Here is a 16,545-nt window from a genome sequence, read left to right as displayed (position 1 = left end):
GACAGTAGATAGAAGAAAGATCAAACACCCCCTAAACTTAATAGCGATGGAGGGAAACTATGTCTGATATTGAAAAAGTGGTCACTCGAACACGTAGAATCGAGAAGCTCCTCCGAACGCAATATCATGCTGACGGTAAGGGAATGCATCAGCTTATTACCAGTTGTGAAGAGCGCTTGCCTCATGATGTGATTGATAAGCTGAGATATATCGCGACCATTCGTAACAAAGTGGTGCACGAAGAAGATTTTAAGCTCGATAGCCGTAGAGACTTTCTTACTGTGTGCGATGAATGTGAAAAAGAGCTCACACCAAGAAGTAGTCGATTTATTTGGAGAGCAGCAATTACCTTGATGACGCTAATAACCTTGGCGGCATTACTCTTTTATTATGCGCATTGGGATATTTTATCGAAGCATTTATAGCTTAAGCTTTAAAAATGGCACTTTTCACAAGTGCCATTTGTTTAACCAATTGGCTAACTTTTGGTAGATAAATGAGTGCTAAATCACCAGAAAGTAAAAAGGGACGCAATTGCGTCCCTTTTTTATTTTGTCTATTTTTCTTAGTACATCATCGGCAGTGTCATTAGACCAACGACTACTGCGATCATTACAAGTCCTTGTTTTTGTGAAGAAGAAATCATAGCACTGCTCCTTAAATTTGATGTTTTACGATATGTTTTAAAGAATAGCAGCTTTTTGATGGTTAGATCAAGTAATTTAATGACTAAGCCTTAAAAAAGTAACTTTTCTTACTTTGATTGGGGCTTTTTGTCGTGACTATTTTGATTTTTAATGAGTGGATTTCTGTGTAAAAACTAGACTTTAGTCACTCGATTGTGATTGTAAGTTATTGTTTTTAAATTCATTTTCTTGTGTTTCAAAGTTGTTGCTCTGCTAATTTTGTCGGTTTTGAATGCTTGGGTCTTCTAGGCTTGGATGAGTGTCAATTTACAGTTTTATGACTTAATTCTGGCGTCATTTTAAATAAAGAGGTGCTGAAAAATGCCCTGAGTGCTCTTAGTTCAACTCTTAAAATACAAAGTGAAACTTTTCTCATCGCGTTTTTGATTGTAAATCATTGTTTGTATTGGTTTATATTCTTTTGTTGAGTGGTGGTACATAGAATTGTGGGCATTTTGCCAGTTTGGTTAGCTAGGAATGAGCTAGGTTCTAAACAATAAATCATTATGAGCAGGTTGGTCCAAGTTGGTGCTTGGCTATAATATCTTAGGGCTAGCTCTAGAGAGGTATTAGTATTATCGAGATCCAAGTTTTGCCTTTTGGCGGTAGACATCTATGACTCTCTGCCTACACTAGCAGCTCATTTTTATTGAGGTGTTCGAATGTGGAGCTGGCTATCTGTTGCCCTTTCTGGGTATATCAGTATTTCCGCTAATGAAAGTAATCACATAAGACAAGCAGCGATGTTTAAAACGATGTCGCTACTGATGCTACTCGTGATGCTCTGGAGCCAACAAGGGCTTGTAGGAGCGGCCGCTTGGTGGGTATCACTCGGTCTTATCATTTCAATGTTTGCTGATGGGCTCTACATCTTTAAAAAACACCTTAAGCTCTGCTTTGCTGGTTTTATTGCTGCGCAGCTTTGCTACAGCGCATCGTTTTGGTTCAAGCTTTCTGGCGAGATTGTTTGGTGGCTGCCAGCTATGTTGCTCGGTATAGGCGTGGTGAGTTTTTTCTTACTGTTGCCTAAAATAGACCGATTGATTTTTCCTGTGGTAATGATGGGCATTGTCTTGCTGCAACTAAACTGGGCGGCAGGGGAAGTGTGGTTAATTAATGGTGGTCTTGCTAGCCTTGCTGGGTTTATTGGTTCTATTACCTTAACGTTCTCAGCCGCTTTGTTAGCCATTCATGATTACCGACACTCTATAGCTAAAGGCCGTTATCTTATATCTGGTAGCTACCTACTCGCGCACTCTTTAATTACTGCGTCACTGATTATCTAAAATCAAAGAAACTTATCTAATTGAAGGTATCCTCAATGCAAACACATTATTGAGGATGGTTCATGTCAACTGAAATTCATGCCCATAACGTTCTAAACTTGCTAAGAGAACGTCCGATGTCTAAGCCAGAGCTCGAACAGGCGGTAAGTGAAGCATTTGGTGAGCAAGCGCGTTTTCGTACTTGTAAGTGCAATGGCTTCAACCTTGATACCTTGCTTGAGTTCTTCATTGAGCGTGAAAAAGTGATCGTTGAGGATGGAATTTGGAGTGTTAATGCTGAGCGAGTGTGCAGCCACTAGGTTATAGGTTAGCCAACTCCTTGCTTGTGTCGATACTCATTTTATTGGCAAGATAAATTGCATTGATGCCTCCAAATCCTTGAACGAGATTGCTATACTTCGCCGACTTTTTATGCGCTTAGATTTATCTCGTTTTTTGGAGGCTTTTTATGGACATACTTTCCGCTGCGACCATGTTGTTCTTAATCATGGATCCGCTTGGCAATCTTCCTATTGTCCTATCTATCCTGAAACACTTAGATCCTAAACGTAGACGTAAAGTCCTGGTTCGTGAACTATTCTTTGCGCTGGGTATCTTGTTGCTGTTCTTGTTCGCAGGTAAGAGCATTCTCAATTTCTTACATGTCCAGCCAGAAACGTTAAGTATCTCGGGTGGTATTATCCTGTTTATCATCGCCATTAAGATGATTTTCCCAAGCGGCGGTAGTATTACTGGCCTAGCAGCAGGTGAAGAGCCGTTTATCGTTCCCATGGCGATTCCTATGATTGCCGGTCCGTCAGTGATTGCTGCGCTGCTGCTACTTTCTAGCCAACACCCAGATAACCTAGTCGAGTTATCAGCGGCGGTTCTTCTGGCTTGGGGCGTGACCTTCTTTATCTTAATGTTCTATAACTTTTTCCACCGTATATTGGGCGAGCGAGGTCTAAAAGCGGTAGAGCGTTTGATGGGATTACTACTGATTATGATCTCCACCCAGATGTTCCTAGATGGTGTGAAGGGTTATTTAGCCTAAGGACTGACAGAGACAAAAATGCCGCTTTCAACAGCGGCATTTTTTATTTTCTTAAGTCATGTACTTACGACGGATATCGAGTAGGGCGAAAATACCGAAGATCAGAATTGACCACTTCTCCCATCGAGTCATCTTAATCTTGTCGCCAAAGGCACCAATGAAAATAGCCATTTGTATGCCGTGCATGATAAATAGGAATGCCGTCATGATGTAGAGTGCAATGGCTGCTTTACCTGGGAAAGGCATGAAAAAATTAAGAATAAGAATAAACCAAACAAAACCAATTGCGGCTTTGGCTAACATAATAAGTGCTTTCATTTAAGGTTCCTTATTAGCTTTGTTGTCTTTCAAACAGTCTGAAGCTGACCTGGCCTGCGTGCTTTTCTCTATGCAGATGCCAGTGGGCAGGGATTCCGTCAAGGCTCAGCTCTTTTTCTGTTTCAACATAGATCATCGCATCTTCGGCTAACCAGCCATTTTTCTCAAGTAGGGAAATTGTTTCGTTAAGTAACCCTTTACGAAAAGGGGGATCAATGAACACGACATGATGCGGCGTTCCAGGTTGCTTTAGATAGCTTAGCGCATCGGTGTTGTGGACCTGAAGGTTGGTTGCTTTCAATGCCGCGATGTTCTTTTTAATCTGATTGAACGCATTGGCATTGAGTTCAATTAAAGTCACCATTTCAGCTTGGCGAGAGGCGGCTTCAAAACCAAGCCCACCTGACCCCGCAAACAAATCTAAGCATTTAGCACGAGGAACGTCCTGTGCTAGCCAGTTAAATAGTGTTTCTTTTACGCGATCGGTTGTCGGTCTTAATCCTTCAGCATCATGAACAGGGAGTTTACGTCCCCTCCATAAACCGCTAATAATACGAACAAAGCCAGTTGAAGGCTTTTTTTGTGATGTGTTTTGCTGGCGACGTCTTACCATAGATTTTTTGACCGCTAATAAAGTGATACTATAGCCAGTCGCTCTGCTGTGAGCGCTAACATACAGCCCAAATTTGTTGATGACAAAGTGTATACCATCCCATAGGTAGTTAAAAACTTTTCACTGTGTTGTCATTTTTCTTTTCTGTGCGTGGATAATCCGTGCGGAAAAGAGTCTGAGTTAAAATAAGACGATCTAGGATAGCCCCAGATGACGGAAAAAAAGAAGCGCGGATTACTTTCTTGGCTTGGTTTCGGCGATGAAGAGCAAACCAAGCAACCCGCTGAAGAACAACAAAATACCATTGAAGATGCTGTCGAAGAGACACCAGTTGTTGACGAGCAAGTTGAGCAACCTAAAACTGAACTAGCAGAAGCAGAAGCAGAAGCAGAAGCAGAAGCAGAAGCAGAAGCAGAAGCAGAAGCAGAAGCAGAAGCAGAAGCAGAAGCAGAAGCAGAAGCAGAAGCAGAAGCAGAAGCAGAAGAGGTTGTTGAAGTTGTCGAGCAGCCAGCTGAGCCACGTGTCGTTGAACAAGAAAAACCGACAGAAAGCTTCTTCGCTCGCTTAAAACGCAGCTTGGCTCGTACTAAAGCCAATATTGGCGCAGGTTTCTTCGGCTTGTTTAAAGACAAGCAAATCGACGATGACCTATTTGAAGAGCTAGAAGAGCAGCTACTTATTGCTGATGTGGGTATGGATACTACGCTCAAGATCATCGATAACCTGACCGAGAAAGCGTCCCGTCAAGAGCTTAAAGATGGAGAAGCTCTATACGGATTGCTCAAAGAAGAGATGGCAGAGATCCTATCCAATGTTGAGAAGCCACTGGAAGTCGACACTTCTAAAACCCCTTACGTGATTCTTATGGTCGGTGTTAACGGGGTTGGTAAAACGACAACCATTGGTAAGCTAGCGAAACAGTTCCAAGCTGAAGGTAAAAAAGTCATGCTTGCTGCGGGTGATACGTTCCGTGCCGCGGCGGTTGAACAGCTACAAGTTTGGGGTGAGCGAAACAATGTCCCTGTTGTCGCGCAGCATACTGGCGCAGATAGTGCTTCCGTTATCTATGATGCAATTGAATCAGCCAAAGCGAAAGGCGTTGATGTGGTTATCGCTGATACCGCGGGCCGCCTGCAGAACAAAGCGAACCTGATGGAAGAGCTGCGTAAGATCGTGCGTGTAATGCAGAAGGTCGATGGTTCTGCACCGCATGAAATTATGCTGACTTTGGATGCAGGTACCGGTCAAAACGCTATCAGCCAAGCCAAACTGTTTAGTGATGTCGCGCCGCTAACGGGTATTACCCTCACTAAGCTAGATGGCACCGCGAAAGGTGGTGTGATCTTCGCACTTGCCGATCAGTTCCAAATTCCAATTCGATACATTGGTGTGGGTGAAGGGATTGATGATCTGCGCCCATTTGAAACTCAAGAGTTTATAGATGCGCTGTTTAGCCGCGAAGACTAATCCCCGTCATATTTGAAGCTGCAGCGTTGTTGACGGCATCAATTCCGCCCTAATCAAATAGAGCACCTATGCTCATAGGGCTGAATGGATTTGTCGCCTAGCTGCAACTCCAACTATTTAGGGGATAAATACAATAGAGAAGTTCATAAGAGGGATTTCGGGTGATAAAATTTCAGCAAGTGAGTAAGGCTTATCGTGGTGGACGACAAGCCTTACAGAAGGTCGATTTTCATCTTCGTCGCGGTGAAATGGCTTTTCTTGGCGGACATTCAGGTGCCGGGAAAAGTACCCTGCTTAAGTTAATCTGTGCCATTGAACGACCTACGGATGGCAAAATCAGTTTTAATGACCACGATATCACTCGAATTCCTAACAAGGATATTCCCTTCCTACGTCGCAATATTGGCATTGTGTTTCAGGACCATCGTTTGCTGATGGATCGAAGCGTGTTTGATAACGTCGCTTTGCCAATGCGAATAGAGTCAATCTCTGAGAACGAAATTAAGCGTCGTGTATCTGCTGCTCTGGATAAGACGGGTCTGTTGGACAAAGCGAGATGCTTGCCAAGTCAACTGTCTGGTGGTGAGCAGCAGCGTGTCGGAATCGCACGTGCTGTGGTGAATCGACCAACCTTACTATTAGCTGATGAACCTACCGGTAACTTAGACCCTGAACTCTCTAGCCGAGTACTGAAGCTATTTGAAGAGTTTAACCGTGCTGGTGTCACCATCCTTTTAGCAACGCATGATATTGGGTTAGTGAACACTCGCCCACAATATCGCCATCTAGAGCTAAACCAAGGTTTTTTAAGTGAGGTGGAAGATTATGGGCACTAATAAGCGCAATAAAAACGCCAACGCCTCACGCGCTAAGAATCGAGTAAAGAAAGACAGCTTTTTTACCGTTCACTTTAAGCAAGCTAGACTTTCTCTGGCCGAATTTTGGCAGCGACCGCTGGGTAATATCCTTACTTTAGCGGTTATCTCGATGGCATTAGCCATGCCTTCTGCTTTGTACCTATTGGGTAAGAATATTTCTGCGGCTTCAACCAATGTCACTAGTCCGTCGCAAGTAAGTGCTTACATAGAAGAGCGCACACCTGAAGCACGGATCATGGTCCTCAAAGATGAACTAGAAACATCGCTTGATGTGGCTAAGGTTGAATACATCTCCCCGCAGCAAGGGCTAGACGACCTCAGCCAATACTCCGGTTTTGAACAGGCACTGAGCTTGTTAGACGACTACGCATTACCTGGTGTGTTGGTGATTACACCGAGTAAAGATGATAAACAAGCGATTAAACGTCTCGCTGAGCGCGTCGCTAATGAAGACGGTATTACCGATGTTCGCTTGGATGAAGATTGGTTAACACGACTCGACGCGATCAAAAATCTCGTCAGTGGCATCGTGATTACTTTATCAGTGTTGATGCTTGGCTCTGTGTTCTTAATTGTTGGCAACACATTACGCTTTAACGTGTTAGCCAATAAAGAAGAGATTCAAACCATGAAGCTGATCGGGGCAACTAATAGCTATATTCTTCGCCCATATTTGTACTCTGGTATGTGGTTTGGTCTGCTAGGTGCGATTACAGCCTGGGTTTTAACAGCGGTAATCACAGTTCTACTTAATAGCAGCGTAGAAAAGTTAGCGCTTCTGTATGATAGCCACTTCAGATTAGTCGGTTTAAGCTGGGATGAGTCTTTACTGCTAGTGATGCTAGGAACCTTTCTTGGCTGTTTAGCGGCAAAGGTTTCAGCGCAGCGTCATCTCAAAGAAATTGAACCTGTTTAATTGAACCGGATTATTTTGTTGTTGTCATACTATTGAAAAAAGTAGACGCTACCGTATACTTTTTCTCTTGTATAGACGAATTGTTTATGCATAATAACCTTCCCCTGCTTGAAACCTGTTCATTTTAGGTTCAAGATTGTTGGGCTAAAACATACTCCAGATCAGAGACTGATGAGGACTTGAATGACTAACCAAGCATACCCAATGGCTGTAGTGACACAAGATAGCTTAGACAGCTATATTCGTTCAGTGAACAGCTATCCAATGCTAACTCCTGAAGAGGAGCGTGGACTTGCAGAGCGCCTGCATTACGACGGTGAAATCGAGGCAGCAAAAGGCTTAATCCTTTCGCACCTGCGCTTCGTTGTACACGTGGCTCGTGGTTATTCAGGTTACGGTCTACCAATGGCTGACCTTGTCCAAGAAGGTAACATTGGCCTGATGAAAGCAGTAAAACGCTTTAACCCTGAAGTCGGTGTTCGCTTGGTTTCATTCGCGGTGCACTGGATCAAAGCTGAGATTCACGAGTACGTTTTGCGTAACTGGCGTATTGTGAAAATTGCGACTACTAAAGCGCAACGTAAATTGTTCTTCAATCTGCGTAAGTCGAAAAAGCGCCTAGGTTGGTTTAACAATGGTGAAGTTGAAACTGTAGCGCGTGAGTTAGGTGTAGAGCCTTCAGAAGTTCGTGAAATGGAATCTCGCTTGGCTGCGCAAGATGCGACATTTGAAATGCCAACCGATGATGATGACTCAAATGCTTCTTACACTGCACCTATGGTGTATTTAGAAGACAAGTCTTCTGATGTTGCCGACAATGTTGAAGCAGCAAACTGGGAAGCGCACACTAACAATCGTTTGAGCTTAGCACTAAAGAGCTTAGATGAGCGTAGCCAACATATTGTACGTTCACGTTGGTTAGATGATAACAAGTCGACGCTGCAAGAATTGGCAGAAACGTATAGTGTATCTGCAGAGCGAATTCGTCAGCTAGAAAAGAACGCGATGAAGAAATTGAAAGCGGCGGTTGGTGAATTCTAACCTCTGACTTTTCAAAAAGAATTTAGAAAGCCGAGATCATATGATCTCGGCTTTTTTTATTGCTGATCATTTATTGAGTTATTTGGATGATTATAGATCGAGTTTGTCTCATCTTGCCTGTGGGTAACTCTGTGATAAATTTCTTTGCTATCTGTCAGAAAGCGGGGTAGATAAAGGCATCTCGACCCATTATCTCGTGGGGATAGTTTTACTTTTACACACAATAAAATAATGATCATCACTACATATAGTGGATCAAAAATCATCGAGATACTTTATCAACGCAATCCACAGATTTATCCACAGTTGATGAATTTATGATCGCTGGTGGATAACCTTACTGCCCTCGTGTACTTGTTGACCACTGGATAGGTTACAATGGCGTTAGATAATTACGATATAAAAGAGAAAGTTCATGGATCAGTTTAAGCATATTGATGTGGGTAGTGCGCAAAGTCTTCTTGAGCAAGGAGAAGCACGTATGGTGGATATTCGTGACCCTCAATCTTTTGCCGTGTCTCACGCCAAAGATGCCTTCCATTTAACCAACGATACGATTGTGACCTTTATGGACGATGTAGAGTTCGAGCAACCTGTGTTGGTGATGTGTTATCACGGCATCAGCAGCCAAGGTGCGGCTCAGTATTTGGTTAACCAAGGCTTTGAGCAGGTGTATAGTGTTGATGGCGGCTTTGAAGCATGGCAAAGAGCCGAACTTCCGACAGAATCCAACTTAGGATAGCTTTATGTATCGACTCATCTCCCTCAATAATCCACGTATGGCACAAGCATTTATCGACTATATGGCCTCGCGCCAGATAGATATTCAGATGATGCCGGAGGGGGAAGGGCAGTTTGCATTGTGGTTGACCGATAGTCAGCATCAAATAGAGGTGGAGTCAGAGCTGCAGCAGTTTTTATCCGATCCTAATGCCAACAAATATCAAGCGGCGTCATGGGATATGGCCGAAAGCCGCAAGAATCACTTTACCTATCAATCGCCAAGTATGTTAGCCATGATTAAGGCCAAAGCCGGGCCGATAACATTATCTGTTATGGTGATCTGTTTGGTTATTTTTACCATGCAGCAACTTGGCTCTGGTGAAGGGGTCTTTGCCGCTTTGCACTTCCCAGCATTTGCAGGACAAGAATGGCAACTTTGGCGCTGGGTAAGTCATGCCGTTCTTCACTTTTCTGTCATGCATATCGCCTTTAACTTACTCTGGTGGTGGCAGCTTGGTGGTGATATTGAGCAAAGGCTCGGCTCGGGCAAACTACTGCAGTTGTTTGTAGTATCTGCTGCGCTCTCAGGAGCGGGGCAATACTGGGTTGAAGGCGCTAACTTTGGCGGCTTATCTGGTGTGGTTTATGCACTGGTTGGCTACTTATGGATGTTGGGCTACAAAGCGCCACAACTTGGACTCAGTATGCCTAAACCTATGATAGGTTTTATGCTGGTGTGGTTGGTGCTTGGTTTTGTTCAGCCGTATATGGCGATTGCCAATACCGCCCATTTAGTTGGCCTGTTATCCGGTGTGGCTCTGGGTTTGTTCGATGCGAGTCGAGCGAAAAAATAGCAATAAAAAACGGCGCTCTATGCGCCGTTTGATTAGCTAGCTGGATTACTGATACAGGTATTTGGTAAACAGTAAGTCAGCGATGATGGTTTTGCCTGTTTCGGGTAACAGCGTTGCGTTGAGCTGCTCAACTAAGGTCTTACGTAAATCTTCACGCCCTGCCAGAGAGGTAATGGTATCTTCTGACTGTTTACCCAGCAGTTCAATCACAGCGTCGCGAATTAATGGCTGGTGAAGTTCGATCACGCCAAGGTCCGCTTCATTGGCAACCATAATATCGATTCGAACTTGGATATAGCCAAGTTTTTTGCCTTTGGTGTAGAAGTTGGTGGTGAGATCTGGCTCTAGCGTAAAGTAAGCAAGTTTCGGAGCGCCTTCTTCTTGGGCTAAAACAGGTAGGCTGATAAGTAAACCCAAAGCGATAAATATTTGGGCTAGGTAACGTTTAATCATATTTATAACTTTTCTTTCTTCCAATCACGATACTCGAATCGCCTGAGTCTTGTTACAATAGAGCATCTATTTGTAATAAAAATGCGTTAAGCACTCATTGTAGTGGTTAACTTTTGAGATTGAAGCTTTATTGTACGTTGATAAGGCTGCTTATTGAATACTAGTATGAATCAACCAACTGCGCTTTATTTATCTGCTCTTCGCCAAGTTGAATGGCAACAACCAGAGCATTTTAGCTTTCCTACGCAAAGTGCAAAAAAATGGCTGCTAGAACAGGGCTCGTTGTCACGTTTATTAGAGTCTTATTGCCAAACGTTAAGTGTCGACCTTCTGCATAATAAAGTGATTCGAGCTGAAAAGCTAAATACGCAGGAAATAGAACTGCTAGCACTAGAAGAATGCTTGCTGAGAAAGGTGGTGCTAAAAGGAGATGAAGAGCCGTGGGTATTGGGCCGCACCTTAATTCCGCACTCTTCGATGCAAGGTCAAGAGTATGATTTAGCTCGCCAAGGTGAAATCCCGTTAGGCTTGACGGTGTTTAGTGCCAATGATGTTAAGCGTGATGCTTTGCAAGTTGGTCTGGTTGAGTTGGATGGCAAACAGCTACTTGCTCGCCGTTCGCGACTATGGATGAATCATAAACCTATGTTAGTGGCAGAGTTGTTTCTGCCGACCGCGCCTATTTATGCAAAGGAGAGTGTTTAGAATGACGGCAGATAAAGCAGTCGCTTACTGGCAGTTAATGCGTATGGATAAGCCGATTGGCACCTTGTTATTGCTTTGGCCGACATTATGGGCGTTGATCATTGCCGCAGAGGGTGTGCCGAGTCTAAAGGTTCTATTTGTCTTTGTTCTTGGTGTGATCTTTATGCGAGCGGCTGGATGCGTAATTAATGATTTTGCTGACCGCAAAGTTGATGGCCATGTAAAACGCACTAAGCAACGCCCGTTACCCTCAGGTCGAGTTACCTCTAAAGAAGCAATCGGGTTGTTTTTGGTCTTAGCGATCAGCTCGTTTCTACTTGTGCTGAGTATGAATGCGTTAACCATTCAGCTCTCATTTGTTGGCATCTTCCTCGCTTTCATCTACCCATTTATGAAGCGCTATACCCATCTGCCACAGCTGTTTCTTGGTCTCGCTTTCAGTTGGTCAATTCCTATGGCTTGGGCTGCTGAGGCAAATGAAGTCACCATGATGACATGGTTTATCTTTACTATTAACGCCCTGTGGACGATCGCCTACGATACCCAATATGCCATGGTAGATAGGGATGATGACCTGAAAATTGGTATTAAGTCGACGGCTATTTTGTTTGGTCGATTAGATAAAATGGTGATTGGTGCATTGCAGCTCATCACTCTTGCCATGCTGATGTATGTCGGGATTTGCTTTGAGCTTGGTGCAAGCTACTACTGGAGCTTACTGATTGCTGGCGCTTTATTTGTGTTTCAGCAGCATCTTATCCGTCATCGCGAGCGAGACTTGTGCTTCAGAGCATTTCTCAATAACAACTATGTCGGCATGATAGTCACCATAGGCTTGTTTATCGCTTTCTGGTAAACAAAAAGGGCATCCACTGGATGCCCTTTTTCGTACTTAGCTGTTTTTATTTAGTCCCTGTTGCCTGACAGATACTTTCTTTGATGGTGAGGCGAACTTCAGGGTAGAGCATAGAGTAAAGCAGGTTGGCTAATTCTGTGCTCTTATCACTATCGCAGTTACCGTCATTGTCGAGGTAAGCTTGTTGTTTCAATGTCGTAAACAGTGCAGAGAAAACGCCCTTATCAAAAAACTCTGGGGCATTAATGCCATGTAAACGACCTAAGCGTTGTGCTATATCTTGGCTCTTAAGCTCTAAATCGGCCTTACCTAGTTCTGGGTTTGCTACTAGCAGGTTAAGTGCGATCGCATAGCGTTGCAGTGTTTCGGTAATGGTGCGACCAAGCAGAACCAAGACTTGGTTGTTGGCTTGGTTAATCGCCACATTTTGTTCGCTATCGATGGTCACTAGGCCTTGGTGAGCGATCTCTTCAATGTACGCCTCAGTCAGTTCACCGAGCTTCTCTTCCTCAATACTTAAGAACAGCTCTTGTTTTAAGAATGGGTAAACCAGTGCTACATTCTGCTTGATCTGCTCTAAGGACAACTGCTGATGGCGTACCAACATTTGAGCGATTAACGACGGCAGCGCCAATAAATGGATGATGTTGTTGCGGTAGTAAGTCATCAGAATCGACTGATTGCGATCCAGCGATACGATTTCACCCATGCTGTCTGTCTCGATAAGGAACTTATCCAGTGTCTCGGCATGTTTAACTAACGCTTGGGCATCATCTTCAGGCACCGTGTAGGTTGAAGAGTAAGGCACATTCTTAAGGATCGATAAGTAACAATCGATCTGATTGACTAAGCTATCACGAGACAATGCACGTTGACGTGAAGCGAGCAGGGCGGTCGCACATAATGTGAGTGCGTTAGTCGCAGCCGCATCGTTAATGTGTGTCATCATCTTGGTGGCTAAACCATTCACAACTGGGTTGAGCCACTGTGGTTTGGTTGCACCCATAGGATCGATATCCTTAGTCCACTCCGGCGCATGCTCGTTCAGATATTGGTTAAGCGGAATCGGCTCACCGAAGTTAACGTACCCTTGGCCGAAGTTGCGTAGCTTGCGAATCGTGCGCAGCACTAGGCCGGCATTTTCTTTTTCTTTGCGCTTACCACGTAGCTCTTTAGCGTAAGTCCCTACCTCCATAACATGCTCATAGCCGATGTAAACCGGAACCAGTGTCACTGGGCGATTTAGACCACGTAGCATAGCTTGGACTGTCATAGCTAGCATACCGGTTTTCGCTTGTAGCAAGCGGCCGGTGCGCGAACGCCCACCTTCACTGAAGTACTCTACTGAGTAGCCTTTAGCAAACAGCTCCGCTAAGTACTCACGGAAGATAGTCGAGTACAGTTTATTGCCTTTAAAGCTACGGCGAATAAAGAACGCGCCACCACGACGGAAGATAGGTCCCGCCGGGAAGAAGTTAAGGTTAATGCCTGCCGCAATGTGTGGAGGAACCATCCCTTCTCGGTAAAGCACGTAAGAAAGCAGCAAATAGTCCATATGGCTACGGTGACAAGGCACGTAGACGATCTCGTGGCCATCTTGCGCGAGTTTACGTACCGTAGCGGCATTGGTGATGTTCAAGCCTTGGTAAATACGATTCCACAACCAGCCGAGTAGGCGTTCGCCATTTTTTATCAAGGAGTAAGAGAAGTTTGCGGCAATCTCATCCATGATGGCATGCGCTTCTTTGCGTACTTTCTCAATAGGCACACCTTTAGACTTGGCTTCGTCTTCGATAACTTTTTCAATCGCTTTTGATTTCATCAGACGATTAAATAGTGCTTGTCGACTTGGCAAGTTAGGTCCTGAAGCGGCTAGCTTCTGACGAGAGAAGTGGATACGTGCCACGCGTGCCAACTTATGAGCAATCGAAGCATCTGTGCCATGTGAATCCGCCATATAACGCAGAGAAACCACAGGGCTAATACGCACTAAACAGTCACGACCAGATAGCAAAACAGCTTTGGCTTTTTGTGGGCCGTTTAAAGACTGTAGGTAAGGCTTTTGCTGAGACTCTTTACCTGGCTTACGTCCCCAAAGGACCGTTGCAGGGATCATTTGCACATCGAGTTCTGAATCAAACTTGTGCAGTTCAAGCAGATCAGAGAAAAGCGTCACTGATGTGCTAGGTACATCTTGATCGCTGTCCATTACGGTTTGGCGAGCAGAAGTAAAGACGTAGCGGTTAAATGCTTTGCCGTTGATTTCGACTGGCTCTAGCGGGTCGGGTAAACCAAGTGCAATGACTTGTTTTTGCAGCGCGAGGAGATCAACAGCTGAGCGATATGGCAGAGCGTAAATAATGGGCTTGTTTATATCAATGCTATGATCTTCAATAGGATTTGAAGGAATTGTGGTCCCTTTAACTAACACTGACATAGGCAGTTTTAGTAAGGTGCGCGATAACATTCGTCCAGAAGACATAAGGTTCTTAGCCTCAAAAATAGATGGTTTGCATAAGCACATTTCCATTTCTCTAACTATAGAACTGGGAATGCGCCCAAGCGTGTATTTTTATAGCGGGCAAGGATAACAGAAACTGGTCGAACCTTTTACTTATTATTGATTAGGAAAACGTCAATTTTTAAGTCATCAAGCTATCGAGATAATTAATAAAGAGAAATTAACTTGCCAGACAAAACACTCCACGGATTTAAACGGATTAAAAACGCGACACAGTACTCCTGCCAAGGTCTCAAGGCTGCATTTAAACACGAACCTGCCTTCCAAGAAGAAGTCGTGTTAGCCGCACTCATGATTCCGGCGGCTTTATTTATTGGTGACAGCCAGTGGGAGAGGATATTGCTTATCGCGACAGTGGTATTGGTATTGATTGCTGAACTGTTTAATAGTGCCATTGAAGCGGTCGTTGACCGAGTTGGAACAGAGCACCATGAGCTTGCCGGACGGGCGAAAGATATTGGCTCGGCTGCTGTGATGGTGACCATGCTATTAACCGGTTATGTCTGGCTAGAGATCCTGTTTTTTTAACGCGATCGACGGGTAAATTGCTAACTCGCTAAAAAACAAGCAATTGGCTTTTCATTTGAACAATTACTGGATATACTCACAGTTAACTGTATAAAAAGACAGGTGACTTATGAAGCCGTTAACGCCCCGCCAACAACAAGTTTTTGATCTGATCAAAAGCAAAATCGAAGAAACTGGTATGCCACCAACACGTGCTGAAATTGCACGCGAACTTGGCTTCCGTTCAGCAAATGCTGCTGAAGAACACCTCAAAGCCCTTGCGCGTAAGCAAGCGATTGAAATTATTCCAGGTGCGTCTCGTGGAATTCGTATTCTACTTGAAGATGCCGCCAACGATGATGAAGGACTGCCTCTAATTGGCCAAGTAGCGGCGGGTGAGCCGATTCTTGCTCAGGAGCATGTCGAGACTCATTACCAAGTTGACCCAGGTATGTTCAAGCCTCAAGCTGACTTCTTACTGCGTGTAAACGGCGAAAGTATGAAAGACATCGGTATTATGGATGGCGACTTGCTTGCGGTGCATAAAACTCAAGATGTACGTGATGGTCAGGTTGTCGTTGCTCGTGTTGACGATGACGTAACGGTTAAACGTTTAGAGCGCAAAGGCTCGACAGTACTGCTTCATGCTGAGAACGAAGAATTTGAGCCAATTAAAGTGGATCTGACTAGTCAGCACCTAGCGATTGAAGGTCTAGCGGTAGGCATTATTCGCAACACAGATTGGATGTAACCGACTCTGTTTGAGATTCATTCTCACTTGTTGATTTTGTAACTGATATTCATTATCATCTTTACTCTGGCTACGGAAGGAAGATGATAATGGCCGTCGATCACACATCAGCTAAACATCGCTATCAAATCCCTGCTAATTTATTGCAACCGTTATGGCTTCGTAGCCGAGAAAGTTTAGTTGATAATGGATTAGTCTACGACCCAATTGCAGCGCGTGCCTGTCAGCGCTGCCATTTAGCACCGGAATGCCTTTCTGGTGATATTGACCAAAAACAACTCCTTCACGTTACACTTACTCAGCTGTGCGATCAGCAGGTCTCCGCTTTTATCAAACGTAATCCAGACGGTTGGATCGTCAATGTTGGTGCAGGGTTGGATACGCGTTTTTATCGTGTTGATAATGGCCGATGCAACTGGTTAGAGCTCGATGTAACAGAAAACTTATTGTGGCGTCAGAAACTGTTTCACAGTAGTGAACGTTATCACCACGTTTGCGGTAGCGTTGATGATGTCAGTTGGTTAGAACAGCTACCTATTCCAGAAAAAACACCTGTGATGATTGTGTGTGAACACGCTTTGCTTGATTGCAGTCAGCAGCAAGTGGCCAAGTTTATTCAAGCTCTAGGTTGCCACTTTGACTCAGCACGTGCTTGCGTTGTATTAGCGGGCGATCTCAGCCATTCCAAGCTAGGGCAGAAGATGGGGGCAGGGCAGTACGCTCACGGTTACAGTGCACCGGGCGATGCTATGTTAGGCTATTTACCTTGGGCACGCTGGGCGAAAACCTATTCACCGCTTGATCGTGATTGTGGTCGCTGGAAACTATGGCAACGCTTGCTGACTAAGATGAACTTTTTAAAGCAAAGATTAACGCCGGTATTGGTTCAGCTTCGCTGGTAATCTCGTTACACTTGTCACTCAATTCTAGTCAGAGT

Annotated in this window: 19 protein-coding genes; 15 read left to right on the top strand and 4 right to left on the bottom strand. The window is 44.4% G+C overall.

Annotation, left to right across the window (positions count from 1 at the left end):
- The first annotated feature begins 59 nt into the window (after positions 1-59).
- The 4 genes from LYZ37_RS14275 to LYZ37_RS14260 all read left to right on the top strand — a co-directional run bounded on the left by LYZ37_RS14275 (position 60) and on the right by LYZ37_RS14260 (position 3,005).
- Positions 60-425, top strand: coding sequence for a DUF4145 domain-containing protein (locus tag LYZ37_RS14275; protein ID WP_069668076.1), 366 nt, complete (start codon positions 60-62; stop codon positions 423-425).
- Positions 426-1,348: 923 nt separating this feature from the next.
- Positions 1,349-1,972, top strand: a complete 624-nt coding sequence (locus LYZ37_RS14270; protein ID WP_171325772.1) for a lysoplasmalogenase — start codon at positions 1,349-1,351, stop codon at positions 1,970-1,972.
- 62 nt (positions 1,973-2,034) lie between these two features.
- Entirely contained in the window at positions 2,035-2,271 is a 237-nt protein-coding gene (locus LYZ37_RS14265; protein ID WP_239854322.1) for a YecH family metal-binding protein, read from the top strand.
- A 149-nt stretch (positions 2,272-2,420) separates the two neighbouring features.
- Positions 2,421-3,005 (top strand): YhgN family NAAT transporter, encoded by a 585-nt coding sequence (locus LYZ37_RS14260; protein WP_004745041.1) that lies wholly within the window; start codon positions 2,421-2,423, stop codon positions 3,003-3,005.
- A 51-nt stretch (positions 3,006-3,056) separates the two neighbouring features.
- On the opposite strand, the gene LYZ37_RS14255 is transcribed toward LYZ37_RS14260, so the two are convergent.
- Complete coding sequence (locus LYZ37_RS14255; protein ID WP_004745042.1) at positions 3,057-3,323, bottom strand: DUF1145 domain-containing protein; 267 nt, start codon at positions 3,321-3,323, stop codon at positions 3,057-3,059.
- Between the two features lie 13 nt (positions 3,324-3,336).
- Positions 3,337-3,936, bottom strand: a complete 600-nt coding sequence (rsmD, locus tag LYZ37_RS14250; protein ID WP_272785900.1) for a 16S rRNA (guanine(966)-N(2))-methyltransferase RsmD — start codon at positions 3,934-3,936, stop codon at positions 3,337-3,339.
- Positions 3,937-4,146: 210 nt separating this feature from the next.
- Here rsmD and ftsY point away from each other — a divergent pair, with 210 nt between their 5' ends.
- The 6 genes from ftsY to glpG all read left to right on the top strand — a co-directional run bounded on the left by ftsY (position 4,147) and on the right by glpG (position 9,815).
- The gene (gene ftsY, locus LYZ37_RS14245; RefSeq protein ID WP_272785899.1) at positions 4,147-5,403 is read left to right on the top strand and encodes a signal recognition particle-docking protein FtsY; all 1,257 of its coding nucleotides are present in this window, start codon (positions 4,147-4,149) and stop codon (positions 5,401-5,403) included.
- Positions 5,404-5,564: 161 nt separating this feature from the next.
- On the top strand, positions 5,565-6,239 hold the full coding sequence (ftsE, locus tag LYZ37_RS14240) for a cell division ATP-binding protein FtsE (RefSeq protein WP_272785898.1): 675 nt from the start codon (positions 5,565-5,567) through the stop codon (positions 6,237-6,239).
- Complete coding sequence (gene ftsX, locus LYZ37_RS14235; protein WP_239854326.1) at positions 6,229-7,197, top strand: permease-like cell division protein FtsX; 969 nt, start codon at positions 6,229-6,231, stop codon at positions 7,195-7,197. Before ftsE ends, ftsX begins: the two co-directional genes overlap by 11 nt.
- A 183-nt stretch (positions 7,198-7,380) precedes the next feature.
- Complete coding sequence (gene rpoH, locus LYZ37_RS14230) at positions 7,381-8,238, top strand: RNA polymerase sigma factor RpoH (protein ID WP_004745047.1); 858 nt, start codon at positions 7,381-7,383, stop codon at positions 8,236-8,238.
- Positions 8,239-8,653: 415 nt separating this feature from the next.
- Positions 8,654-8,980 (top strand): thiosulfate sulfurtransferase GlpE, encoded by a 327-nt coding sequence (gene glpE, locus LYZ37_RS14225; protein ID WP_004745048.1) that lies wholly within the window; start codon positions 8,654-8,656, stop codon positions 8,978-8,980.
- 4 nt (positions 8,981-8,984) lie between these two features.
- A complete protein-coding gene (gene glpG / locus LYZ37_RS14220; RefSeq protein ID WP_272785897.1) occupies positions 8,985-9,815 on the top strand; it encodes a rhomboid family intramembrane serine protease GlpG in 831 nt (276 codons plus the stop codon).
- A gap of 45 nt (positions 9,816-9,860) precedes the next feature.
- Here glpG and LYZ37_RS14215 read toward each other — a convergent pair whose 3' ends face one another.
- Positions 9,861-10,268 (bottom strand): flagellar basal body-associated protein FliL, encoded by a 408-nt coding sequence (locus tag LYZ37_RS14215; protein WP_171325757.1) that lies wholly within the window; start codon positions 10,266-10,268, stop codon positions 9,861-9,863.
- A 165-nt stretch (positions 10,269-10,433) separates the two neighbouring features.
- Between LYZ37_RS14215 and LYZ37_RS14210 the strand changes: the two genes are divergently transcribed.
- Both LYZ37_RS14210 and ubiA read left to right on the top strand, forming a co-directional pair.
- Entirely contained in the window at positions 10,434-10,973 is a 540-nt protein-coding gene (locus LYZ37_RS14210; RefSeq protein WP_171325755.1) for a chorismate lyase, read from the top strand.
- A gap of 1 nt (position 10,974) precedes the next feature.
- A complete protein-coding gene (gene ubiA, locus LYZ37_RS14205; protein ID WP_272785896.1) occupies positions 10,975-11,829 on the top strand; it encodes a 4-hydroxybenzoate octaprenyltransferase in 855 nt (284 codons plus the stop codon).
- A 46-nt stretch (positions 11,830-11,875) separates the two neighbouring features.
- Here ubiA and plsB read toward each other — a convergent pair whose 3' ends face one another.
- Positions 11,876-14,311 (bottom strand): glycerol-3-phosphate 1-O-acyltransferase PlsB, encoded by a 2,436-nt coding sequence (plsB, locus tag LYZ37_RS14200; protein WP_171325751.1) that lies wholly within the window; start codon positions 14,309-14,311, stop codon positions 11,876-11,878.
- A gap of 204 nt (positions 14,312-14,515) precedes the next feature.
- Between plsB and LYZ37_RS14195 the strand changes: the two genes are divergently transcribed.
- From LYZ37_RS14195 to LYZ37_RS14185, 3 genes are all read left to right on the top strand, one after another.
- Complete coding sequence (locus LYZ37_RS14195) at positions 14,516-14,878, top strand: diacylglycerol kinase (RefSeq protein WP_272785895.1); 363 nt, start codon at positions 14,516-14,518, stop codon at positions 14,876-14,878.
- A gap of 109 nt (positions 14,879-14,987) precedes the next feature.
- Positions 14,988-15,608 carry a transcriptional repressor LexA gene (lexA, locus tag LYZ37_RS14190; RefSeq protein WP_272785894.1) on the top strand — a complete coding sequence of 207 codons (621 nt, stop codon included), beginning with the start codon at positions 14,988-14,990 and terminating at the stop codon, positions 15,606-15,608.
- An 89-nt stretch (positions 15,609-15,697) separates the two neighbouring features.
- A complete protein-coding gene (locus LYZ37_RS14185; RefSeq protein WP_171802199.1) occupies positions 15,698-16,510 on the top strand; it encodes a class I SAM-dependent methyltransferase in 813 nt (270 codons plus the stop codon).
- Positions 16,511-16,545: the final 35 nt, after the last annotated feature.

This window comes from Vibrio tubiashii, assembly GCF_028551255.1.
Classification (GTDB): domain Bacteria; phylum Pseudomonadota; class Gammaproteobacteria; order Enterobacterales; family Vibrionaceae; genus Vibrio; species Vibrio tubiashii_B.
Note: the sequence above shows the minus strand (reverse complement) of the source record. Positions and strands in the feature narration are given on the sequence as shown.